This window comes from Bradyrhizobium sp. U531 (genome assembly GCF_051710265.1).
Taxonomy (GTDB): Bacteria; Pseudomonadota; Alphaproteobacteria; order Rhizobiales; family Xanthobacteraceae; genus Bradyrhizobium.
The window spans coordinates 200,876-223,497 of sequence record NZ_JASVEN010000003.1 but is presented as its reverse complement, the minus strand read 5'-3'; the positions used below and the strand labels follow the sequence as shown (position 1 = coordinate 223,497).

Annotated in this window: 26 protein-coding genes and 1 tRNA gene; 14 read left to right on the top strand and 13 right to left on the bottom strand. The window is 65.3% G+C overall.

Features of this window, described 5'->3' with window-relative positions; translation table 11 throughout:
• Positions 1-226 precede the first annotated feature (226 nt).
• Complete coding sequence (locus tag QRQ56_RS17270; RefSeq protein ID WP_438741743.1) at positions 227-1,123, bottom strand: NAD-dependent epimerase/dehydratase family protein; 897 nt, start codon at positions 1,121-1,123, stop codon at positions 227-229.
• Positions 1,120-1,644, bottom strand: coding sequence for a dTDP-4-dehydrorhamnose 3,5-epimerase (gene rfbC, locus QRQ56_RS17265; RefSeq protein WP_438741741.1), 525 nt, complete (start codon positions 1,642-1,644; stop codon positions 1,120-1,122). Before rfbC ends, QRQ56_RS17270 begins: the two co-directional genes overlap by 4 nt.
• A 152-nt stretch (positions 1,645-1,796) precedes the next feature.
• On the opposite strand from rfbC, the gene QRQ56_RS17260 reads away from it, so the two are divergent.
• Positions 1,797-3,029 (top strand): class I SAM-dependent methyltransferase, encoded by a 1,233-nt coding sequence (locus QRQ56_RS17260; RefSeq protein ID WP_438741740.1) that lies wholly within the window; start codon positions 1,797-1,799, stop codon positions 3,027-3,029.
• A gap of 14 nt (positions 3,030-3,043) precedes the next feature.
• Here QRQ56_RS17260 and QRQ56_RS17255 read toward each other — a convergent pair whose 3' ends face one another.
• The 5 genes from QRQ56_RS17255 to QRQ56_RS17235 all read right to left on the bottom strand — a co-directional run bounded on the left by QRQ56_RS17255 (position 3,044) and on the right by QRQ56_RS17235 (position 7,936).
• On the bottom strand, positions 3,044-3,241 hold the full coding sequence (locus QRQ56_RS17255) for a hypothetical protein (RefSeq protein WP_438741739.1): 198 nt from the start codon (positions 3,239-3,241) through the stop codon (positions 3,044-3,046).
• Between the two features lie 138 nt (positions 3,242-3,379).
• Complete coding sequence (locus QRQ56_RS17250) at positions 3,380-3,799, bottom strand: DUF4118 domain-containing protein (protein ID WP_438741738.1); 420 nt, start codon at positions 3,797-3,799, stop codon at positions 3,380-3,382.
• A gap of 160 nt (positions 3,800-3,959) precedes the next feature.
• A complete protein-coding gene (locus tag QRQ56_RS17245; RefSeq protein ID WP_438741737.1) occupies positions 3,960-5,153 on the bottom strand; it encodes an MFS transporter in 1,194 nt (397 codons plus the stop codon).
• A gap of 51 nt (positions 5,154-5,204) precedes the next feature.
• Positions 5,205-5,825 carry a TetR/AcrR family transcriptional regulator gene (locus QRQ56_RS17240; RefSeq protein WP_438741735.1) on the bottom strand — a complete coding sequence of 207 codons (621 nt, stop codon included), beginning with the start codon at positions 5,823-5,825 and terminating at the stop codon, positions 5,205-5,207.
• Positions 5,826-6,976: 1,151 nt separating this feature from the next.
• A complete protein-coding gene (locus QRQ56_RS17235) occupies positions 6,977-7,936 on the bottom strand; it encodes an N-carbamoyl-D-amino-acid hydrolase (protein ID WP_438741734.1) in 960 nt (319 codons plus the stop codon).
• A gap of 89 nt (positions 7,937-8,025) precedes the next feature.
• Here QRQ56_RS17235 and QRQ56_RS17230 point away from each other — a divergent pair, with 89 nt between their 5' ends.
• Complete coding sequence (locus tag QRQ56_RS17230; RefSeq protein ID WP_438741732.1) at positions 8,026-8,412, top strand: hypothetical protein; 387 nt, start codon at positions 8,026-8,028, stop codon at positions 8,410-8,412.
• A 303-nt stretch (positions 8,413-8,715) separates the two neighbouring features.
• Complete coding sequence (locus tag QRQ56_RS17225; protein ID WP_438741731.1) at positions 8,716-9,042, top strand: hypothetical protein; 327 nt, start codon at positions 8,716-8,718, stop codon at positions 9,040-9,042.
• A gap of 20 nt (positions 9,043-9,062) precedes the next feature.
• Here the strand turns inward: QRQ56_RS17225 and QRQ56_RS17220 are convergent, their stop codons facing one another.
• Positions 9,063-10,037, bottom strand: a complete 975-nt coding sequence (locus tag QRQ56_RS17220) for a tripartite tricarboxylate transporter substrate-binding protein (RefSeq protein WP_438741730.1) — start codon at positions 10,035-10,037, stop codon at positions 9,063-9,065.
• Between the two features lie 405 nt (positions 10,038-10,442).
• Positions 10,443-10,519, bottom strand: a tRNA-Pro gene (locus QRQ56_RS17215).
• A gap of 68 nt (positions 10,520-10,587) precedes the next feature.
• On the opposite strand from QRQ56_RS17215, the gene QRQ56_RS17210 reads away from it, so the two are divergent.
• The 7 genes from QRQ56_RS17210 to QRQ56_RS17180 all read left to right on the top strand — a co-directional run bounded on the left by QRQ56_RS17210 (position 10,588) and on the right by QRQ56_RS17180 (position 17,870).
• Positions 10,588-11,577, top strand: coding sequence for an L-threonylcarbamoyladenylate synthase (locus tag QRQ56_RS17210; RefSeq protein ID WP_438741729.1), 990 nt, complete (start codon positions 10,588-10,590; stop codon positions 11,575-11,577).
• Positions 11,578-11,600: 23 nt separating this feature from the next.
• Positions 11,601-13,028, top strand: a complete 1,428-nt coding sequence (locus QRQ56_RS17205) for an FAD-binding oxidoreductase (RefSeq protein ID WP_438741728.1) — start codon at positions 11,601-11,603, stop codon at positions 13,026-13,028.
• On the top strand, positions 13,025-13,480 hold the full coding sequence (locus QRQ56_RS17200) for a GNAT family acetyltransferase (protein WP_438741727.1): 456 nt from the start codon (positions 13,025-13,027) through the stop codon (positions 13,478-13,480). The genes QRQ56_RS17205 and QRQ56_RS17200 overlap by 4 nt, the downstream gene beginning before the upstream one ends.
• A 191-nt stretch (positions 13,481-13,671) precedes the next feature.
• Entirely contained in the window at positions 13,672-14,772 is a 1,101-nt protein-coding gene (locus QRQ56_RS17195) for a hypothetical protein (protein WP_438741726.1), read from the top strand.
• Between the two features lie 62 nt (positions 14,773-14,834).
• Positions 14,835-15,416 carry an NUDIX domain-containing protein gene (locus QRQ56_RS17190; protein WP_438741725.1) on the top strand — a complete coding sequence of 194 codons (582 nt, stop codon included), beginning with the start codon at positions 14,835-14,837 and terminating at the stop codon, positions 15,414-15,416.
• Between the two features lie 294 nt (positions 15,417-15,710).
• A complete protein-coding gene (locus QRQ56_RS17185; protein ID WP_438741723.1) occupies positions 15,711-16,640 on the top strand; it encodes a glycine reductase in 930 nt (309 codons plus the stop codon).
• Between the two features lie 36 nt (positions 16,641-16,676).
• On the top strand, positions 16,677-17,870 hold the full coding sequence (locus QRQ56_RS17180) for a CaiB/BaiF CoA transferase family protein (protein WP_438741722.1): 1,194 nt from the start codon (positions 16,677-16,679) through the stop codon (positions 17,868-17,870).
• A gap of 16 nt (positions 17,871-17,886) precedes the next feature.
• Here the strand turns inward: QRQ56_RS17180 and QRQ56_RS17175 are convergent, their stop codons facing one another.
• Positions 17,887-18,651: an SOS response-associated peptidase gene (locus tag QRQ56_RS17175; RefSeq protein WP_438741721.1), complete on the bottom strand. Its 765-nt coding sequence runs from the start codon at positions 18,649-18,651 to the stop codon at positions 17,887-17,889.
• A gap of 63 nt (positions 18,652-18,714) precedes the next feature.
• Between QRQ56_RS17175 and QRQ56_RS17170 the strand changes: the two genes are divergently transcribed.
• From QRQ56_RS17170 to QRQ56_RS17155, 4 genes are all read left to right on the top strand, one after another.
• Positions 18,715-19,215: a hypothetical protein gene (locus QRQ56_RS17170; RefSeq protein WP_438741719.1), complete on the top strand. Its 501-nt coding sequence runs from the start codon at positions 18,715-18,717 to the stop codon at positions 19,213-19,215.
• A gap of 17 nt (positions 19,216-19,232) precedes the next feature.
• Positions 19,233-19,667 (top strand): NUDIX hydrolase, encoded by a 435-nt coding sequence (locus QRQ56_RS17165; protein ID WP_438741718.1) that lies wholly within the window; start codon positions 19,233-19,235, stop codon positions 19,665-19,667.
• A gap of 165 nt (positions 19,668-19,832) precedes the next feature.
• Positions 19,833-20,210, top strand: a complete 378-nt coding sequence (locus QRQ56_RS17160) for a TIGR02301 family protein (RefSeq protein ID WP_438742331.1) — start codon at positions 19,833-19,835, stop codon at positions 20,208-20,210.
• Between the two features lie 277 nt (positions 20,211-20,487).
• The gene (locus tag QRQ56_RS17155; protein WP_028134933.1) at positions 20,488-20,754 is read left to right on the top strand and encodes a hypothetical protein; all 267 of its coding nucleotides are present in this window, start codon (positions 20,488-20,490) and stop codon (positions 20,752-20,754) included.
• 192 nt (positions 20,755-20,946) lie between these two features.
• Here QRQ56_RS17155 and QRQ56_RS17150 read toward each other — a convergent pair whose 3' ends face one another.
• The 3 genes from QRQ56_RS17150 to QRQ56_RS17140 all read right to left on the bottom strand — a co-directional run bounded on the left by QRQ56_RS17150 (position 20,947) and on the right by QRQ56_RS17140 (position 22,592).
• The gene (locus QRQ56_RS17150) at positions 20,947-21,267 is read right to left on the bottom strand and encodes a cupredoxin domain-containing protein (RefSeq protein ID WP_438741717.1); all 321 of its coding nucleotides are present in this window, start codon (positions 21,265-21,267) and stop codon (positions 20,947-20,949) included.
• 10 nt (positions 21,268-21,277) lie between these two features.
• Positions 21,278-21,811, bottom strand: coding sequence for a DUF4142 domain-containing protein (locus QRQ56_RS17145; protein ID WP_438741715.1), 534 nt, complete (start codon positions 21,809-21,811; stop codon positions 21,278-21,280).
• A gap of 88 nt (positions 21,812-21,899) precedes the next feature.
• Positions 21,900-22,592, bottom strand: a complete 693-nt coding sequence (locus QRQ56_RS17140; protein ID WP_438741714.1) for an RNA polymerase sigma factor — start codon at positions 22,590-22,592, stop codon at positions 21,900-21,902.
• Positions 22,593-22,622: the final 30 nt, after the last annotated feature.

Sequence of the window (22,622 nt, the reverse complement as noted above, 5' to 3'; positions counted from 1 at the left end):
GCCGGCGCTCAGCTCATCAGCTTCATCGCAACGGTCGCCGCCAGGATCAGGATGATCTGGAGCAGGCGCTCGGTCGTGAAGATGCGGTTGAACGTGATCATCGCTTGCCCCGGCCGAGATGAGGGAGGTTTCGGTCGGCCCGTTGCTAGCACAGACGCACCGCGAGACAACTCCGTAATTGCCACGGGGCCAACCTGCCGTCCGCCTGTTGCAAGCGGACCGCACCTCACGCCCTCCCCGGCAGATGATCGTTCCACCATGCGAGGCTGCGCGCGACTCCCTGCTCGAATCCGACGACGGGCGTGCCTGCGGTCACGCCGCGCAGGCGGCGGATTTCTGCGGCAAGGATCGGCTCGGCGTCGACGCCAGTCGCATCGATGGCACCGAACCTGACGAGCCGACGTGCTTTGAGCAGCCCCGCCACATGCTCGATCACGCTGCGCAGGCTGCGTACTTCGCCGCTGGCCAGATTGACCGCGCCAGCGATCTCGCTGTCGAGCACGGCAGCAACCATCTGCGCGAGGTCATCGACATACACGAAGTCGCGCAGTTGCTCGCCATGCGAGCAGGCGAAGCTCTGTCCAACGCGAAGGCTCCGGATCAGCGAGGGGATGAGGCGCGCCTCCGCCTCGTGCGGACCGAACGGAACGAACACGCGGCCCCAGGCCGCGCCCGCTGTGATATAGGCTTCGGCCGTCGCAAGCTTGGCTTGCCCGTACAATGTCGTGGGACGACATGGGCTGGTGCGTTCGTCGCACAGCCCGCTCTGGGGGCCATATTCGAGGCAGCTTCCGATACCTAGGATGCGGCCGGTGCCGCAGGCACGCGCGCGCTTGAGCAGATCGATACTCGCCTCCGTCCACCGCCGGTTGACGGGATCCTCGCGATAGCGGCCCGGCCGCGCTTCCCAGGCGAGATGGACGAGATGCGTCGGCCGCGCCGCGGAGAGCGCCTGCTCACGGCCTGCTTCGGTGAGGAGATCGGCCGCGTGCCACCTCACGCCTGGCGTCGCCGGTTGCGTTGCGCGCGCGATGCCATGCACCTCGAAGCCGCGAGACGCCAGAGCGGGCAACAGCGCACGGCCGACGAAGCCAGACGCGCCCGTGACCAGCACCCGTTTCATGCGAGATACGGCAGCGCGCGGTCGCGCGCGGACAGGATCGGATCGGAGAGCGGCCAGGCGATCGCCAGCGACGGATCGTCCCAGCGAATGCCGGCCGCGCCTTGCGCGTCAAAGGGCACGTCGATGCAGTACATCAGCTCGGTCCGGTCGACGAGCGTCTGGAAGCCATGCGCGCATCCGGCGGGGATGAACACGGCATTGGCACGGTCGGCGCAGAGCTCGACCGCGCACCATCGTCCATAGGTCGGCAGCGATCGGCGCAGATCGACGATCACGTCGAAGGCGCGGCCGGCAACGCAGCGCACCAGCTTGGCCTCCGGCCGGCTGGCCTGATAGTGCAGACCGCGAAGGGTGCCGGCGCGTTCGTTGCGGGACAGGCTGGCTTGCGCGAAATGCGTCGGCAATCCCTGCGCCGCGAACGCCTCGGCATCGAACAGCCGGGCGAAGAATCCGCGCGCGTCGGTTTCCGGCTCGATGTCGATTTCGACCACGCCTGGCAGAGCCAATGCCGTGAACTTCATCTCGCCCCTCCGCGTCGCGACGCCGCCGTTGCGAACGTCCGTTCACCCGAACGCCTTTTCGGTTGCATCATGCGCAACCTTGTCGGAGTTTCCGTGGCTTGTGGGAATTCACTAACAGCCGCGACACGGCGGCACAACGGGACGATCCGGTCATGGACGGGCATCGATGCCGCTTCTGCGCGCGGGAGCTCGACGAGACCTTCGTCGATCTCGGCCTGTCGCCTCTGGCGAATTCCTTTGTGCCGCCGGAGCGGGAGGATGCCGTCGAGCCGGCCTATCCGCTGCACGCCCGTGTGTGCCGCGCCTGCGGGCTGGTCCAGCTTCCGCAATTCGAGCCTGCGGCCAACATCTTCGATCAATATCTCTATTATTCCTCCTATTCCGAGAGCTGGCTGCGGCACTCCGAGGCCTACGCCGCGGACATGATGGTCCGCGCAAGGCTCAACTCCGCATCCGAGGTGATCGAGATCGCCAGCAATGACGGATATCTGCTGCAGTATTTTCGGCGCGCAGGCATCCGCACGCTCGGGGTCGAGCCGGCCAGCGGACCGGCGGCCGCTTCCATCGCCAAGGGCATTCCAACCCGCATCTGCTATTTCGGCCGCGATGCTGCGACGGCGCTGCGCAGCGAGGGCCACGCGCCCGAGCTGATCGTCGCCAACAACGTGCTGCCGCACGTCAACGACATCAACGATTTCGTCGCGGGCCTGCGTATCCTGCTTCCCGACACCGGACGCGTCACGCTGGAGCTTCCGCACCTGCTGCATCTGATCGAAGGGATTCAGTTCGACACGATCTATCACGAGCATCTGTCGTATTTCTCGCTCGCAACCCTCGAGACGGTGTTTGGCGCACATGGATTGCGCGTCTTCGACGTGGAGGAATTGCCGACCCATGGCGGCTCGCTGCGCCTGCATGTTGGTACGGAAGCGGCTGGTGCGAGTCCTTCCCCCGCGCTCGCGCAATTGCGTCGGCGCGAGGCCGCCGCGGGGCTCGACCGGCCCGCGATCCATCGTGATTTCCCGGCGAAGGTGGCGGCGAAGCGCGAAGCGATCCGTGATTTTCTCGCCGCCGCGCAGCGCGCGGGCAAAACGGTGATCGCCTATGGTGCGCCCGCCAAGGGCAACACGCTGCTGAACTATTGCGGCGTCACGCGCGAGCTGATTCCATTTACCGTCGACCGCAATCCGCACAAGCAGGGCTTGCTGCTGCCGGGAACGCATCTGCCGATCCGCGATCCCGCCGAGCTGATCGCGGCCAGGCCCGATTACGTCTTCATCCTGCCCTGGAATCTGAAGGACGAGATCATCGCCCAGCTGGCGGCGATTCGCGCCTGGGGCGGGCAGTTCGTGGTGCCCGCGCCCGAGCTCACGATCATATCGTGAGCGTTGGTTAACGATCAGGCCGCGAGCGGCGCGGCATGGTCCATGCGCATCGCGAAATAGGCTTCCAGCTCCGACAGCGCCCGCTCTTCCCAATCCTTCGCCTGCTCCAGGAGCGACCAGCTCTGGCCCGGGCGGAATGCAGCGGTCTGGCGATAGAGCGATGCGATGCCGCGATAGCGTCGCACGTTCTCCAAGATGGCGTGACCGTTCATGTCCGAAAACTCCCTCGTCATTCCCGGGGGAGAAACTGCGGCCAAATCTTTTTCGAAAAGTTAGCGGCGCGCGGCAGCTGCGCGGATGGTTGCCGGACTGTTGCGCGCAGGCAACGCGCAGCACCGCAGCCGGACGATTTATTGCGGATTCGTTGCCGCGCTCTCGCCCGGAGGCTTCAGGTCGCCGCTGTTGGCGATCCTCATCGTCACGCGGCAGAGATCGGCAAGGCCGATCAGCAGCACGGCGAGCAGGCAGAATAGATTGACGGAATCGGCATTCGCGCTCGACAGCGGACTGAACTGGAAGAAGGGCGGTATGAATGCCCACCACACCAGGGGGATGGTGAACAGCGCCGCAAACGCCGCCGCCGGCGCGCCCGCGACGAGGGCGAGCACGAACAGGCTGGGCAGGAACGCTGCGAAATAGAGTTTTGCGCCGAGCGCGACGCAGATGCCTTGGAGCACAGCCGACACGGCGACAACGATGCAGCCGAGCAGGAACGCCTGCCACGACCACGGCCGTACTTGCGGTACGCCAAACAGCCCCGCCTGCCTCATCAGCCTCCCCCTGCCACCCGTTAACCGGGACCGCTTGAGACGAAAGTACTACAGCCGCAGGCAAACCGCGAGATGGAAATTGCGGCAGAGGCGACCTCGCCGCGGCTCGTGCCCGGGGCTTGGTAAACGGCCGCATCGCACAATTCCGCCAAACCGGCGTCTACTCGGTCGCCGCGTAGAGCAGGCCCGCGACCGGCAACGCGAGGCCAATGGCCGAGGCGAGCGGCCAGCCGCCTTGCGCGAAGGCGTAGGCGCCGATAGCGGAGCCGGCGGCGCCGGCCGCAAAGAACGTCGCCATGTAGAGGCCGTTGAGGCGGCTGCGGTTCTCGTGCCCGAGTGCGAAGATGGCGCGGAAGCCGAGCACGACATTGCCCTGCACGCCGATATCGATGGCGATCGCGGCGACCACCAGGCAGGCGAGGTTCAGCATCGAGCCGGCCGCGCCGACATAGCTCACGAGGAAGCCGCCGGCGGCGAGCAGCATCGCAACCAGCGTCGCCATCCGGCTATGGCCGCGATCGGCGAGCCGCCCCGCGATCGGCGCCGCGAACACGCCGGCGACGCCGGCCAAAGCGAACAGCGCGATGCCGCGCTGGGTGAAACCGAAGGCGTCCGCGAGGTGGAGCGGCGCCACCGTCCAGAACAGGGTGAAGCAGCCGAACAGGCTCGCCTGGTAGAGCGCCCGGCGCCGCAGCAGCGGCGTGCTCAAGGCCAGATGCGGCATCGACAGCAGCAGCGTGCCGTAATGCATGCGCGCGACGGGCTTGCGCCGGGGCAGCGCCAGGCGCAGCACCATTGCCAGCACGATCATCAGCGCGGCGGAGGCGAAGAACACGGTGTGCCACGACGAAGCGGCGGTGACGAAGCTCGACACCGGTCGCGCCAGCATGATGCCGAGCATCAGCCCGGTCGAGACGTTACCGACGACGCGGCCGCGGATCGCCTCGGGCGCCAGATGCGCCGCGTAGGGAATGATGATCTGCACCGCGACCGAGCCGAGCCCGATGAACAGCGCGGCGATCAGGAACGGCAGCGCATGGGTCGAGACCCCCGCGGCCAGCAGCGCCGCGGCACCGAGCATGATGACGGAACAGATCAGCGCGCGATTCTCGACGAGGTCGCCGAGCGGCACGATGAACAGCAGCCCGACGCCATAGCCGATCTGCGTCATGGTCACGATCAGCCCTGCCGCCTCATGCGACAGGCCGAGCGCGGCGCTGATCGGCGCGATCAGCGGCTGGGCATAATAGATGTTGGCCGCGACCATGCCACAGGCCGCGGCAAGCACGAAGGTCAGGCGCTGCGACACCGCATCCGGTTCGGGCGCGGTCTCGATGGTGGCATTCATCGTCATTCCAACAGGCTCCAGAGATCGGGAACGATCGTTCCCTAATAAGACAAAGATTCAGGCGAGCAGCTTCATCGCGACGCCGACCAGGCGGTCGCCGTCGAGCGGCAGGCGGGCCTTGCCGACGACGCGCATGCCTTGCGTGATGCAGATCATCAGCCGCGCGGTATCGTCGACATCGACATGGCCTGGAATCGAACCGTCGGCCTGGCCCTCGCGAATGAGGCCGGCGATGAAGGCCTCGTTGGTCTCGATCTGTGCGTTGACGCGGGCGCGGACTTCCGGGTCGAGCGCGGCGAGCTCGACCGTGCCGCCGACCACGATGCAGCCGCGGCGGCCTTCGATGCCTTGCGAATGCTCGACATAAGACAGCAGCATATGTCGCAGCCGCTCCCGGCCGTTGCTGCCGCGCGCCGCCGCGCTCCGGGTCTGCTCCCGGCGCACCGCGGCGTAACGGTCGAACGCCGCCAGGAACACGGCCTGCTTGTCGCGAAACGCCTTGTAGACGCTGCCGGTGGCCAGCCGCATCGCGGCGGTGAGATCGCCGATCGAGGTGGCGTGATAGCCCCGCTCGCAAAACACCCGCACGGCGCGGTCGAGCGCGGTGTCCATGTCGAATTCCCGGGGACGGCCGGGCGGACGCGGGGCGGCTTGCGATCTGCGAGCGGTGTTTTGCATTGCGGGATAATAGGGAATGATTGTTTCCTAATCAAGGCACGGAGTTGTGATGGGATGGGGGCAGCGGGAAGAGGATTGCAGCTGGGCTCCCGCGTGTCCCGGACGCGCTGCGGCACGTAGTGACGCTGCGCAGAGCCGGGACCCAGGAGCGGCGCGGCGCGCTGCAAAATGGGCCCCGGCTCTGCAGCGCACCACCCCGGACGATGCTCCGCATCGCCGGGCCGCTGCGCTGCGTCCGGGGCACGAGAGCGGTGGGTGTGAGCACGGGCTCTCTCAACGTCATTGCGAGCGCAGCGAAGCAATCCAGGATCTTTCCGCGGAGGGACTCTGGATTGCTTCGCTGCGCTCGCAATGACGGTGGATGACGCGACGGCTTCGCTCTTCCGCAGCATCTTGCTTGCGGACATGCCTTTCCGTTCTCGCGGCTAGTTCGCCCGAGCTTTGCTTGATCTCATCGCCCTCAAATCCAGGAGGGCGCAGGGAAGGCCGGGTGCCGACTACGCACCCGCGGTCCGCTGCGCGAAATGCACACGCAGGAAGAACCGCACAGCAGCATACAGGTGGCGCCGATCACTCGGCCTTCCCTGCGCGGTGGTCGGACGGCTTATGCCGTGCTCTCCCGGGAGCCGAACTTTCCTTTGGCCTCCCTCGCCGTTCGAATTGACGATGCCGTCTGCCCGGTAGGGCTCGCGCGCATCTTCGAACGGCTTGACCGTAGCAACGACGGCCAGGACCACACGGTTTTGCCGTATGCGCGGTTCGCCATTTCGCCGCAGTTTTCCCAGCCCCGTCGACGAAGCTGGAAACTTACAGGCGAGACGAAGCCTAGCAGCGCCGTCGTCCGCACGAAGCCTCGGGCTCACAGGGACACCCCGCCCTGCCCGCACCTCTCATGCCGACGCTGCCGCGTCCACCGCAAGCCCGGCTCGCGATCAAGACGACCTCGAGATCGCCCCTCCTGGTGAGCCGGGATGGGCGAGTGATACGCCGAAACCGAATTTCGGTAAAGTGGAATATTTTTGCGGGGGCGGATTGACAGAGGGCGACCATAGCCTCGGTCCCGTAGCCCGGATGAGCGCAGCGACATCCGGGTCTCCGCGCGCGCTGTCCCGGGTATCGCTGCGCTCACCCGGGCTACGAGAGCGAGAGCGTCACCCCTTCGGGCGCACCGGCGTCCCATCCGCCATCGTCGTCACGCCCTTGCGCTCCACGATCATGCCATAGGCCTGCGGCTGGCGATGGACGTCGAAATTGAAGGTGGTGCGCTTGTAGGAATTGCAGAGATCGAGATCGCAGCGAGCGATCGCGAGCTCGTCGCCCTTGGTCGTGCACCGCGCGATGATCTCGCCCGAGGGCGCGATGATGCAGCTGCCGCCGATGTGGTCGACGCCCTCCTCGACGCCGGCCTTGGCGACGCCGACCACGAAGGTGCCGTTCTGGTAGGCGCCGGACTGCATGACGAGATGATTGTGGAACAGCGAGAGATCGTCATGCTCGGGCGCAGGCGGATTGTGCACCGGCGTGTTGTAGCCGATCATCACCATCTCGACGCCCTGCAGGCCCATCACCCGGTAAGTCTCGCTCCAGCGGCGGTCATTGCAGATCGCCATGCCCATCACGCCGCCGAAAGCTTCCGTCACGCCGAAGCCGCGGCCGGGCTCGAAATAGCGTTTCTCCAGATGCTGGAATTCTCGCCACGGCTCGTGCTCGGCATGGCCGGGCAGATGGACCTTGCGGTACTTCAGGACGATCTCACCGCTCTTGTCGACCAGGACAGTGGTGTTATAGCGGCGGACGATGCTGTCCTCGACCGTCAGCTCGGCATAGCCGAGATAGAAGCCGATACCGAGTTCGCGGGCGAGACCGAACAGGGCTCGCGTCTCCGGTCCCGGCATCTCGCGTTCGAAGAAGCTGTCGATCTCGGCCTGATCCTCGAAATACCAGCGCGGGAAGAACGTCGTAAGCGCAAGCTCGGGATAGACGATGACGTCGCAGCCGTTGGCGTGCGCCTGGCGCATCAGCGCCATCAGCCGCGCCACGACCTCCGTCCTCGTCTCGCTCCTTGCGACGGGACCAAGCTGGCCGGCCGCAACAGTCACAAATCTTGCCACGCGTCATTCCCTCGTTGTCCGGAGCGCGTCCGGCCTGAAAGGCCGGTCCGCCTCATCATCACGACGTGCCACAATCAAATTTCGTGCCGGTGGGTATCATCGTGCAGCGCCCGCGCGGCGTTCGCAAAACATGCCGGGAACTTCGTTGCGAATCTGCAACGGTTCCCCACGGTCTGAAGCCGGACAAAACAAACTCCCATTCCGGCCACGAACCCCTCTCACAAGGCCGTGAGACTATCAGGGGAACGACGATGCGTGCACAACGCGTTTGGAAAGTGAATGGGGATGCCAGCATCGGGCATCTCCAATCGAGACTGGACGATCTGAACAAGCGTCTGGGGCAGCTTGAAAACCAGCATCCTGCGAGCTGGAAGCTCGAAGAGCTCAAGGCGAGCGCGCTCAGCCTGTCGCGCGAGATCGACGACATCCGCTGCGCCGAGGCGACGGCGGCCCTGAGCGAATTGCTGCGGAAGTAGTCAGCACGCGATCCGCCGTAGGATGGGTAGAGCGAAGCGAAACCCATCGACCTCTCTTGCGGAGAGAAGGTGATGGGTTTCGCAAGGGCTCTACCCATCCTACGAGCTCTACGATTGCATCTGGCGCACTGGAACCAACGTCGCGCCCCGCCATTTCCATGAGAGCATGGAGCACGATCATGACCAGGCACCTGACGCGAGCCCATCTCGCGCGCGGCGTAGCCGGCGCGGTGTCCACGCTGGTCCTGTGCGCGACGGCGGCCTTCGCCTTCGCGCGCCATTTCGCGCTGTGAGGGATTTCGCATGACGTCCGATCCCGAGGAATCCGTAAGGCTGCAAGGCTTTGGCGAGATGACGTTGCGCACGGCGGTGGCAACACTGATGCAGCTCGCGCCGCGCGAGCGAGCGGAGGCCGCCATCTTCCGCGTCCGCGACGGCGTGCGCCTCGCGGAAAGCGAGGTCGCCGAGCTGGCATCGCAATGGGGCATCGAGGCCGCGCCGAAGGTGCGATCGCCACGACTGGTCCCCGAGCAGCGCTGGCCCGACATCGTCCGCGGCATGGTGCGCGAAGCACCGCTGCCGGCGCTGCTGGTGGCGTTCCTGGTGGGAGTGGTGGCGACGCGGAGGTAGCCGCGCCGCTACTTGCATGATTATTTCTGCTCGTTCGCCCGCATCTGCTCCGCGAAGGGACGCAGCGAGTCGGACATGGCGTCGAGGCGCTTCTGCCATTCCGCGCCGGGCAGGAAGGCGATCACCGGCTCATCCCCGGGCGAGCTCGCGAGATAATCGGGATTGCGCAGACCCTCTGCAATGCCGGCCTCCAGCTTCTTGACGATGTCGTCCGGAACGCCCTTCGGGACCGCGAAGCCGCGTTCGGCCGTCGTCACGACCGCAAAGCCCGCCTCCTCGGCCGTGGGAACGTCGGGCAGCGCCGCAAACCGCTTCTTCGAGAGGATCGCGATGACGCGGAGCGGTCCCTTGTTGGTGCCATGCAATTCGGGGATCTCGCTCAGACTGACCATCCCGACTTCCAGATGGCCGCCCAATAGATCGGTGCGCTGCGCCGCCGTTCCCCTGTAGGAGATTTCGTTGGGCTCAACCTTCGCGGCGGCCGCGAGCATGCGAATGGCGAGGTGACCGTTCGTGCCGGCACCGTTGTGGCCAAAGGTCACCGAACCCGGCTTGCTGCGAAGTGCGGCAACGAGATCCGGCAGATTCCGGAATCTGCTGTCGGCGGGCACCACCATCACGTTCGGATCTTCGACGACGCGGGCGACCAGCCGGATGTCGTCCGTGCTGTATTGGGTCTTGCGGGTCATCGGCAGGAAATTGTAGCCCGGCACGTTGACGACGCCCATCGCATAGGCGTCGGGTGCCGCGCGCGCGATCGCGGCAAACGCGATCTCTCCGCCGGCGCCGGGCTTGTTGAGGACGACGAACTTCGCCTTGCCGCCCAGCGCGCGCTCGACAATGGGGAGCAGCTTGCGGGCCATGACGTCGGTGCCGCCGCCCGGCGCAAAGCCAACGACGACTTCGATGGGCTTGTCGTCCGGCCACGCGGCCCATGCCGACCCGCAGGCAGCAAAGCCAAACGCTGCAACGAGCGCGACGATTGTCTTGTTCATGATTTCCAACCCTGTTTCTTGTTATTGGCCGATCGCGCTCTCGCACGCGCGAGCGGCTGTGCGTTCATCTAGCCGTCGGCCTGAGCGGAGAGCAACCGGTTATCCCGGACGCGGGGTGACCGGCGGTGATGGTTCGCCAAGCAATTGTGGAGGCATCGCGAGCAAGGGTTGCTTCGCTGCGCGCGGGGGCCGCGTCACGCGCGTGATCGGCGGGGGTCGTCTTCTGGCCGACTTTCCAAGGCGGGAGTCGTACATGCCGGCCATGGCAAGCCATGCCGCTGGAACAAGCCGCCCTGCCCGGCCAAATCGGCCGTGGACCCGATCCCGAAATCGTTGCAAAAAGGCGTTCCGAGGCGGCGGCGGCCGGTCTGCCAAGCCTCTGGAAAACGTCGACTTTTGGAAGAATGGTCGGAGTGGCAGGATTCGAACCTGCGACCCCTGCGTCCCGAACGCAGTGCTCTACCGGGCTGAGCCACACTCCGACAAGAGGCCGGCTTATAGCGTCGGGTTTGGCGCACCGCAAGCGGCCGAGATGAGGAATTTTGTCCCTGTGAAAACGGGTGTTGAAACGCTGATTTTACCGGCCGGCGCGGCCGGCGCGGAAGCTGCCGCCCGGACCCTGGCCTCCGGCGGGCTGGTCGCGTTTCCGACCGAGACGGTTTACGGGCTCGGGGCGGACGCGGCGAACGCGACCGCGATCGCCCATCTCTATGCCGCCAAGGGGCGGCCGGCCTTCAATCCGCTGATCGCCCATGTGCCTGATATCGCCGCCGCGCGCCGGATCGGGCGGTTCGATGCGCGCGCCTTGGAGCTGGCCGAGGCGTTCTGGCCGGGGCCGCTGACGCTGGTGGTGCCGAAGACGGACAACTGCCCGGTGGCGGATCTCGCCACCGCCGGGCTCGACACGGTCGCGATCCGCATTCCCGCCCATCCCGTGGCGCAGGCGATCCTGCGCGCCTTTGGCGGGGCGGTGGTGGCGCCGTCCGCCAACATCTCCGGCCACGTCTCGCCGACGCTGGCCGCCCATGTCGCGAGCGACCTGTCGGGGCGGATCGACCTGATCGTCGACGGCGGGCCCGTCTCGGTCGGCGTCGAATCGACCATCGTCGGCTGCTTCGACACGGCCATGCTGCTGCGGCCCGGCGGGCTGTCGCGCGAACGAATCGAGGCGGTGCTCGGCGCGCCCCTGGCCCGGCCGCCAGCGGAGGCCGAGAGCAACGACAGCCAGCCGCTGGCGCCGGGCATGCTGGCCTCGCATTACGCGCCGCGCGCGCCTGTGCGGCTGCGCGCGCAAGAGGTGGCGCCGGGCGAAGCCCTGCTGGCGTTCGGGCCTGAGCGCCTGCCTGGCCTCGAGGCCGCCGCCGCCGTCATGAATCTGTCGCCCAGTGGTGATCTCGATGAAGCCGCCGCCAACCTGTTCGGCTATCTTCGCAGCCTCGATGCGAAGAGCCCGCGGGCGATCGCGGTGATGGCGATCCCGGACGAAGAATTGGGCGAAGCGATCAACGACCGGCTGCGGCGGGCCGCGGTGGCACGATAAGAAGCTTGAGAAGAGGCACGACAATGAACATCAATCAACCCGCCGCGCCTCCGCTTGCGCCCGAGCTGATCGCGCAATTCCGTGAAATCGTCGGCGACAAGCACGCCATCACCGATGCGAGCGACATCCAGGCTTACGTCACCGAGGAGCGCAATCTGTTCCACGGCCGCTCGCCGCTGGTGCTGCGCCCGGGCTCGACTGCCGAAGTCTCCGCGATCTGCAAGCTCGCCTCCGAGCACAAAATCGCGTTGGTGCCGCAAGGCGGCAACACCGGCCTCGTCGGCGGCCAGACCCCGCACAATGGCGAGGTCGTGATGTCGCTGCGGCGGCTGGACAAGATCCGCGAGGTCGACACCGCCTCCAACACCATGACGGTCGAAGCCGGCGTGGTGCTGCAGGTGGCGCAGCAGAAGGCCTCCGACGTCGACCGGCTGTTTCCGCTGTCGCTCGGCGCCGAGGGCAGTTGCACCATCGGCGGCAATCTCTCGACCAATGCCGGCGGCACCGCCGCGCTCGCCTATGGCGTGGCGCGCGAGATGGCGCTCGGGCTCGAGGTGGTGCTCGCCGACGGGCGCGTGCTCAACGTGCTGTCGAAGCTGAAAAAGGACAACACCGGCTACAATCTGCACAATCTCTTCATCGGCGCCGAAGGCACGCTCGGCATCATCACGGCGGCGACCTTGAAGCTGTTTCCGAAGCCGCGCTCGATCGAGACGGCCTATGTCGGGCTGAAATCGCCGGCGGCGGCGCTCAAGTTGCTGACGATTGCGCAGAGCGAGGCCGCCAATGCGCTCACGAGCTTTGAATTGCTTTCGGAGATGGCGGTGGACTTCTCGGTCCGCCACGGCATCGACGTGCGCGATCCGCTTAGCCAGAAGCATCCCTGGTACGTGCTGATGGAATTGTCCTCGCCGGGCGATGACGCCCGCACGCCGCTGGAGACGATTCTCGCCCGCGCCATGGAGGAGGAGATCGTCGACGACGCCGTGATCGCCGCGAGCCTTGCCCAGCGCAACAATTTCTGGAAGCTGCGCGAGGAGATGTCGGCGGCGCAGAAGCCCGAAGGCGGCTCGATCAAGCACGACATTTCGGTGCCGATCGCGGCGGTGCCTGAATTCATCGAGGAAGCCAACGCCGCCGTGGTGAAGCTGATCCCGGGCTCGCGCCCGGTTCCGTTCGGCCATCTCGGCGACGGCAATCTGCATTACAATGTCAGCCAGCCCATCGGCGCCAACACCGCCGATTACCTCGCGCGCTGGCATGAATTGAACGCCGTTGTGTTCGAGATCGTGCTGCGCATGGGCGGCTCGATCTCGGCCGAGCACGGCATCGGCGTGCTCAAGCGCGACGAGCTGCCCGAAGTGAAGGACAAGACCGCGATCGAGCTGATGCGCGCGATCAAGGCGATGCTCGACCCGCAGGGCATCATGAATCCGGGGAAGGTGCTGTGAGCGCCTCCCCTGCCCCGCTCGCGATCGACGCGATCACCGATGCCGACGTCGAGCCCGTCGTCGCGCTGTGGCAGCGCTGCGGCCTGACGCGGCCCTGGAACGATCCGCATGCCGACATCGCTTTGGCGCGGCGGCGCGACAATTCCACCGTGCTGGTCGGACGGCACGATGGCGCGATCGCCGCGACCGTCATGGTCGGCCATGACGGCCATCGCGGCTGGGTCTATTACGTCGCGGTCGATCCCGACACCCGCAAGCGCGGCCACGGCCGCGTCATCATGGCGGCGGCCGAGGACTGGCTGCGCGCCGCCGGCATTTCGAAGCTGCAGCTCCTCGTCCGCCGCGAGAATGCGCAGGCCAATGCGTTCTACGGCTCGCTGGGCTTCGAGCTGTCGACCTCCGTGATGTTCCAGAAGTGGCTCGACGGCCGCGCCCCCACGCCCTCATCCTAACTCGAATGTCGAAGCCATTGCGACAGCCTGTCGCGATGGCGCCGAGGCGACGATTTTCCCGTTTTGCCACTTGATTGTTGGCGACGTTTGATACACGCTTTAGTAGTTTTTTGAATTCGTTAATTACGAAGGTGGAGGCGCATGCTCGCGATCCACCGCGATCCTTATTTGAATCATTTCAGGGGGCTGCGATGAGCAACATGCAGAACACGATTCTAATCAGTGCCGGCGTCGTTTCGGCACTGCCTTTGATCCCACTCGTTCATTATATCAACCGTGGGTGGACCGTGCGGAAGCAGCAGATCGTGTCGCGGTTTTCCGATGCAGCGGTCAAGCTCTACCGGGACACGTTTTGCCCCCAGAGCGAAACGGAAACCGCCGACGCTTTCGCCAGGGAATATGACCAGCGCTACGGCCGCCAATACTTCGTCGTCCCAACATTGCTGTTCGCCGCAACACTGTTGTTCGCGGCGTTCCACAGCATGAGCTGGATTTTCAAACAGGATTGGATGGGTACAGGCGAGATCGCACCAAAAATCGCGATCTCTGCCTTGGCCGGCGCCTATATCTGGGTGACCTATGATCTGATCAGTCGCGTGCGTCGGAACGACGTGGTGACGTCCGACGTCAATCGGGCAACACTGCGCCTCCTGGTCTCCGTTCCATTCGGCTTCGCGATTGCAGCCTTTGCTGGCACGATCTCCGGAACAAATATCACGCAAGCTGCGCTCGCCTTCTTCGTCGGCGCGTTTCCAACCGACACGGTAATGAAGTTCATGCGCCGGACGGGATCTACGTCGTTAAAGCTCGACGCAGGCTCCTCAAGCGATGATGTCAAGGAACTGCTAACAATTGACGGCGTTGCCACTCCGATCGCGGAGCGCTTTGTCGATGAAGGTATTAACACCAGGTTGCAGCTCGCCTATGCCGATCCGGTCGTGCTGACCATCAAAACCGGGATGGATTTTGCATTCATTCTTGACTGCTGCGGACAGGCTCTCGTCCGAGAATATTTCGACCAAGAGCAAATGAAGATCTTGAACAAATTCGGACTGCCCACAAGCATTGAGGTTATCGGCCTAATTGATCCGCTAGATGAATTCGATAAGGTCACCAAGGATGCAATCGCAAGCGGTAACCAGCCGCCTCCGGCGTCCCCGGCGCAAGATCTAGCTCAACAGCAGCTCACAGTGGTGGCGGCTGCTTTGGCCTTAAATATGACCTCGACACGATTCATTTTGGGGCAAATCGCGGGAGATCCTTACTCGCGCTTTGCATTTGAAATCAGGTGATTTCTGAGTCAGATCTCCTGCTGTCTAACGGGGGCATCGCCCCGAAGAATCAGGAGAATGGTTTGTCAATTTCCGACCGCGTCCGCATCAAGGACGTCAGCGTGCTCTCGAACAACTGGACGCCGCTGAAGAACACGACGTTCGAGTACCGGCGCGCCAGCGGCGAGTGGCAGACGCAGAAGCGCGAGACCTATGAGCGCGACAACGCCGCCGCGGTGCTACCCTATAATCTCGCGCGGCGCACCGTGATCCTGGTGAAGCAGTTCCGCCTGCCGGCGTTCATCCGCGGCTATGACGATCTGCTGATCGAGGCGGCCGCCGGCGTGCTCGACGACGCGGAGCCCGAGGTACGGATCCGCGCCGAAGCGGAGGAGGAGACCGGCTATCGGCTGCACCACGTCCACAAGGTGTTCGAGGCCTTCATGAGCCCCGGCGCCATCACCGAGAAGCTGCATTTCTTCGTCGCCGAGTACGAGCCGGAGATGCGCGTCAGCGACGGCGGCGGTCTGGCGCACGAGGGCGAGGACATCGAGGTGATGGAGCTGTCCATCGACGAGGCGCTGGCGATGATCACCGACGGCCGCATCATCGACGCCAAGGCGATCATGCTGCTGCAATACGCGGCGCTGCATGTTTTCAGGTAGATAAGTCTATCCGCACACGAGGTGCAAACCCTTCTCCCCTTGTGGGAGAAGGTGGCGCGAAGCGCCGGATGAGGGGTCTGCCTCCGCAAATTCGAAAGCGCGAACTCGTGGAGAGAGACCCCTCACCCGTCTCGCCGCTACGCGGCGAGCCACCCTCTCCCACAAGGGGAGAGGGAAAACGAGCGCGGCGAGCCGTTGCGCAACGCAATTCAGACCTGCGCTCCGGTCGCCCCCATTGAGCGCCCCCGAAACTATCTCTAGTCTGGCGCCAACCAAGAACCAGGAGACGCGCCCATGTCCGCCTCGCGCGACGATGAATTCGGCTTTGCGCCCGACTACGATGCACCGATCCCCTACATGCAGCGCACCCGCGATTATTACGCGGCGATCGGCTACACCACGCCCTATCGCTGGGCGCATCACACCTCGGCGCCGTTCCAGCCGCTGAAGAAACCGCTGGCGAAGTCGCGCGTCACCATCATCACCACGGCTGCGCCCTACGATCCCGCCAAGGGCGACCAGGGGCCGGGCGCGGCCTACAATGGCAGCGCGAAGTTCTACCAGGTCTATGACGGCGACACCTCGCAGGCGCATGATTTGCGCATCTCGCACATCGGCTACGACCGCAAGCACACCACCGCGACCGACAACGGCACCTGGTTTCCGCTGCCGCAGCTGTTGAAAGCATCCGCCGCTGGGCGGATCGGCGAAGTCGCACCGCGCTTCTTCGGCGCGCCGACCAACCGCAGCCACCGCGTCACGCTCGACACCGACGCGCCGGAAATTCTGGCGCGCTGCCTCGCGGACAAGGTCGACGTCGCCGTGCTGGTACCGAACTGCCCGGTCTGCCACCAGACCACAGCGCTGGTGGCGCGGCATCTCGAGGCAAACGGCATTCCGACCGTGGTGATGGGCTGCGCCAAGGACATCATCGAGCACGCCGCCGTGCCACGCTTCCTGTTCTCCGACTTCCCGCTCGGCAATTCCGCCGGCAAGCCGCACGACGTCGCATCCCAAGCGCAGACGCTGGAGCTGGCGCTCCAACTGCTGGAGAGCGCGAGCGGCCCGCAGACCACGATGCAGTCGCCGCTGCGCTGGAGCGAGGATGCCTCCTGGAAGCTCGACTACAACAACGTCGCGCAGCTTTCGCCGGAAGAGCTGGCGCGCCGCCGCGCCGAATTCGACAAGCAGAAGGAGATCGCGCGCGGCAACCGCGCCGCTTGACCGTCCTCCGATAAGAACAAACAAGGGGAGAGCGACGTGACGCGACCGTTCGAGGGCGTGAAGATCCTGGACTTCACGCAAGTGCTGGCCGGCCCCTATGCGAGCTATCAGCTCGCGCTGCTGGGGGCCGACGTCATCAAGGTCGAGCGGCGCGAGGGCGAGGACATGCGCCGCACGCCGCTCTCTCGCGAATGGGCAGAGCGCGGGCTGGCGCCGGCATTCCAGGCCATCAACGGCAACAAGCGCAGCCTGACGCTCGACCTGCAGAAGCCGGAGGCGATCGCGATCGTCAAGAAGCTCGCCGCGCAGGTCGACGTCGTCATGGAGAATTTCCGCCCGGGCGTGATGGACAAGCTCGGCATCGGCTATGAAGCGCTCTCCGCGATCAATCCAAAACTGATCTACTGCGCGGTGTCGGGCTTCGGCCAGACCGGCCCGGACCGCCTGCGGCCCGGCTATGACGGCAAGATGCAGGCGCTGTCGGGCATCATGGCCATCACCGGCCACCCCGAGACTGGACCGACGCGTGCGGGCTTTGCGGTCTGCGACGTGCTGTCGGGCGCCACGGCTGCGTTCGGGGTCTCGAGCGCGCTGTATCAGCGCGACCGCACCGGCAAGGGGCAATTCGTCGACGTCTCCATGCTGGAGGCGACGATGGCGTTCCTCTCCGGGCAGATCGCGGACTGGTCGGTCGCCGGCCATCGCCAGACACTCTCGGGCAATCAGGCCGTGAGCCGCAGGACCACGGCGAACCTGTTCAAATGCGGCGACGGCCACATCCTGCTCGCCGTCAACAACGAAAAACAATACCGCGCGCTGATGGCCGCTCTCGGCCGCGAAGACGCGCTGAGTAATCCGCGTTTCTCCGACTGGTTTTCGCGCAACGAGAACGAGCCGGCGCTGCGCGCCATCATCGAGGAAGCGCTCGCCGCAAAGCCGGCGCGCGAATGGGAGCGAATCCTGGAAGACGCCGGCGCGCCTTGTTCCAGCATCTGGAAGGTCGAGGAGGTGATCGACCATCCGCAAGTGAAGGCACGCGGTGCGATTCAGGAGCTGGATACGCCCTATGGCCGCCTGCGCTTTGCCGGCAGCGGTTTCAAGCTCGCCCATGGCGGCGGCAAGCTCGACCGGATGGCGCCGGAGCTCGGGATGGATACGGACGCCGTGCTGGGCGAGATGGGGTTCGATGCGGCGGAGATCGCGGCGTTGCGGGCAAGGGAAGTTGTGTAGAGCGCCACGCCCTTAGCTAGAACAACGAGCCCTGCCCGTCGTCTGATGACGACGCCGCGGCCTTCCGCACCGCCTTCTTCGGCTTCGCCGCCTCGGCCTCGGCTTCCATCTCCTCCGCACTCATCGGCAGCAGCAATTGCTCGTCGTCATTGGCGACGCGGTTGACGCGTGTGGAGACGGGGTGCCACGCGAACTCGCCGATACGCGAGGCCCTCATCAGCGGCAGGATGGCATCGACCTCGTCGCCCTTGGTGTCGAGCCAACGCTCGAAATCGCGTTCGCTGATGGTGACGGGCACGCGGTCATGCAGCGCGGCGAGATCCTCGCCCGCCGCAGCCGTCACGATCGCGACGGTGTCGAGCTCCTCGCCGTTCGGCCCGGCCCAGGTTTCGAACACAGCAGCGAAGCCGAGCGGCGCACCGTCGGCGCGGTGGATGAAGAAGGGCTGCTTGCGGCCGCCCTCCGACTTCCACTCATAGTAGCCGTCGGCCGGAACCAGGCCGCGGCGGCGGCGAATCGCCCGCTTGAATGCGGGCTTCTCCAGCACGGTCTCGGAGCGGGCATTGATCAGGAGCGTGAAGCCTTTGGGATCCCTAACCCAGCCCGGCAGCAATCCCCAGCGCATCAGCCGAAAATGGCGCGCGCCGTTCTCGACCAGCACCACCGGAATCGGTTGTGTCGGGGCGACGTTGTACCGGGACGGGAAGTTCGGCTGCTCGACATAGCCGAACAGTTGCCGCAAGGCCGCAGGGGCCGAAGTTATGACGAAGCGTCCACACATCCCAGGGCTTCTATATAGGGTCCGTTCAGGTCCTTTTAACCCCGAACGTTAACACTGCGGCAGATGAGCTCAACGGCCTCCCAACCCGCGCGGACGCTTGCACAGACGGGCCCCGAGGCTGCCGCCTGGGCCGAACGGCTGCGCGTGGCCAATATCAACCCGCGGACCGGGCTTGCCACTGACTATCTCAACCATTTCAATGAAGCCGTGATGCTGCTGGAGATGGTTCCGGACATGCCGGAATGCGCGGAAGATTTCTTGACCTGGTCGCCGCTGTCCTATGCCGAGCATTTCACGGCATCGAATTTCAAGGCGCGGGATTTGGCGATCGAAGCCTATGAGAAGGCCGATCCCAACGTGCGCGCCCAGTTCGACCACCTCACCGATACCATGACCTCGATCCTGACCGCGGTCGGCTCGGCCATGCGCGAGGTCGACAAGGATTCGACCCGAGTTCGCCTCGCCGAACAGGCCGCCCTCTGGGTCAAGCCGCTGATCGCGGCCTGCGGCGGCATCATCCATGGCGGGGCCGAAGCCGACGTCGACACCATCATGGCGAACTGAGCCGGGTCCTTAAGAAAATGGCCTCGGTCGTCCAGCCCACCCATCCCCAGCTCGCCGTCAGCGCCGCGATTTTCCGCGACGGCAAGGTGCTGCTGACCCGCCGCGCCCGTTCTCCCGCCAAGGGCTTCTATTCGCTCCCCGGCGGCCGGGTCGAATTCGGCGAATCGCTGCACCAGGCCCTGAGCCGCGAAGTGGACGAGGAGACCGGGCTCAGGATCGACATCGTCGGCCTTGCCGGCTGGCGCGAGGTGCTGCCGGCCGCGCCCGGAGCCGGCCATTATCTGATCATGTCCTTTGCGGCCCGCTGGGCGGCCCTGGAGCCCGTCCTGAACGACGAGCTCGACGATTACCGCTGGATCGCGCCCGACGCCCTGTCGAGCCTCGGCGACCTCAAGCTGACCGGGGGGCTGGAAGAGGTGATTCAGTCGGCCGCGCGGCTGGTTGGGGCTTGACCGGAATTCGTCATGCCCGGGCTTGTCCCGGGCATCCACGTTCTCCGTGCGGTCCGGCAAGACGTGGATGGCCGGGACAAGCCCGGCCATGACGCTGTGGGCGCGTTCGATACATCCCTCACGTCATCTTGCGCCAACGGGCCCAAGGGGGCATACACCCCGCCGATGTCGACGCGATTTCTGGCCATTTTTGCCTTGATCCTCGCCTGCGCCTCGGGGCCCGCGAGGGCTCAGGACGTGGCGGCGCCGTTTGACGCCGATTTGCAGCGCCTGGCCGAGATCCTCGGCGGCCTGCACTATCTGCGCGGCATCTGCGGATCCAACGAGGGCAACAAATGGCGGACCGAGATGCAGGCGCTGATCGATGCCGAAACCCCCTCGGGCGAGCGCCGCACCCGCATGATCGCCGGCTTCAACCGCGGCTATAACGGCTTCCAGCAGACCTATCGGAGCTGTACGCCCGCCGCGACGGTCGCGATCCGGCGGTATATCGAGGAAGGCTCGAAGATCTCGCGCGATCTGACGGCGCGCTACGCGAACTGAAAATCTCTCACGGTCATTCCGGGGCGCGCGCAGCGCGAGCCCGGAATCCATTCATCCAGCGTCTTCGCGGCCTGATGGATTCCGGGCTCGCGCTTCGGCGCGCCCCGGAATGAGAGCGTTCGGGTCGCGCGCGCACGCGCATCGGGAACCTGTCATCGACTTTGTACACAGCCGTTAACCGTTCTTAAAGATGTGGCCTAGCGGTCGTTAATGTGCGTGCTACACCTTCGCGCACAGCGCATCGCCGTGGATCGCGCCCCAGCCCCGATCGAGTTTCATGAGCCAGCCGATTTCCTACGCCCCCGCCCGCGCGCCGCTGCCCGATCACGAGCAGAAGCAAGCCGCACTGAGCTATCTCAACGAAGCCTGGGCCGAGGCGCGCCATGACGGCGTCGACGGCGACTGCCTGGCGCAGGCGAGCCTGTTTGCCGCCTTCGCCGAGCTCGTCGGCACCTATGGCGAGGACGCGGTCGCCAAGTTCGTCGAGGGCTTTCCCGGCCGCATCCGCAACGGTGAATTCTCGGTCGACATCTGCAGGCAGTAAGCCCTACCGAAAATGACCCCGCCACGCGGGCGGGGCCAGTCAACGGATGAATGACCCTGCGAAGCGGATCTGGCGAAACGTCTCGCAAAGTCTGCCGCGTTTATCGCACGACCGCTGCTTTCGGCGGCCAAGCATTAGTCTCGCGGCCGTCGGGACATGTTCCCGCAAGCCTCGGGAATGCGCTCCCTGCCCTCATGGCTCGACCTTGAGCGTCGCTTTCATGTTGGGATGATAGCGGCAGTAATAGTCGATCGTTCCCGCCTTCTTCAGCACCGAAATCGCCGATTTTTTCGGCGGCAATGTCACGTCGAAATCGCCGGTCTTCGCCGTGGCGGTGTGGGCGAAGACGTCCTTGTTGATCCACACGATGCTGTCGCCGACCTTGGCCGATATCTCGGCCGGCGAGATCTCGAGGTTCTCCATCGTGATCTCGATCGTCGCGGCCTGCGCCGGGACGACCATCGCCGCGCAGAGAAGCGCGACAGCAAGCGAGAACGGTCGCCCCGACATCATCGCACACTCCCTACTTCAGCTCGGCCGCGACGTGCTCCGCGTGCTGCTGATGGCCCTGGAAGATCTTCAGGCCGGTCTGCAGCAGGCTTTTCAGCTCGGCATTGCCGGCGGAGGGAATGAGCTGAGTTTCCAGCGCGCCGTTGACAGCCTTGTGGTAGGCGACCTCGTTGGCGACATAGGCCTTGTCGAACGCAGCGCCGCTCAGCTTGTCGAGCTCGGCCAGCTTGTCGCTCGCCTGCTTCGACAGCGCCTTGCTGGTGTCGTTGTCCTCAGGGGTGACGTTGAGCTTCTTGACCAGCGCGAGCGCTTGGCTGTTGACGGCCTCGTGGTCGCGCAGCATGTCCTCGGCAAACGCCTTCACGTCCTTGCTCGTCGCCTTCTTCTGCGCCTGCTTGGCCGCGTTGATGTCGATGACGCCAGCAGTATAGGCGATATGGGCGATCTGCGGATCGCTCGGCTTGTCGGCTGCGCGTGCGCTTTGCAGCAGCACGGGGCTGGACAACAGAATGGCTGCGGCCGCTGCCGCGCTCCAACGGAGAAACATGGTCTGACACTCCTGTGCTGCCGGACTTTGGCCGGCGTTGCTTCACGGGAGTTGGATGGAATTTTGTCGCGAACGTTCCCGATAAATTTCAGCCGCCGACGCCCAGCCGCTTCAGCACCGCTTCGGTTAGGCGCTCGCAGCGCCAGCCCGCGAACGGAAATGCATCCATCACGACGGGACCGATCTTCTTCTCGACGTTCTCGCGCAAGAGGGCGCGCGCACGGTGCAGCCGCGTCTTCACGGTCTCGGGCTTGATGCCGAGCAGCTCGGCCGTCTCCTCCATGCTCATCCCCTCCATCACGCGCGCGATGAAGACCATGCGGAAAGTGTCGGGCAATTCATCGACCGCGTGTTCGACGACGCGCTGGATCTCGCGTTGAGCCATGGATTTTTCCGGATCGGTTGCGGCGGACGAGAGGGGAAACTGAATGATCTGCGCTTCGAGCGCTGCCTCCGGCAGAGATCCCAGCTCGACCTGCGGCTTCCGGCCGCGGGCACGTCCGAGCGCCTCGTTGATGGCGATGCGCGACAACCAGGTCGACAGCGCCGACGCACCGAGAAAGCCGTCGAGATGGGTGAAGGCACGGACATAGGTTTCCTGCACCACGTCCTCGGCCTCGCTGTCGCTGCGCAGGATCCCGCGCGCGAGGCGATAGAGCCGGCGGTTGTTGGCCTGCATGATCTCGCGGAGCGCGGCCTCGTCCCGGCGCCGCGCACGGTCGATCAGCTCGGATTCCGACCTGCTGACACCGGCGGACAGGCCGGCTGCGGTCCCTGGCATGGCGGTCACCTCGTCTCCTTTGGCTCCGGA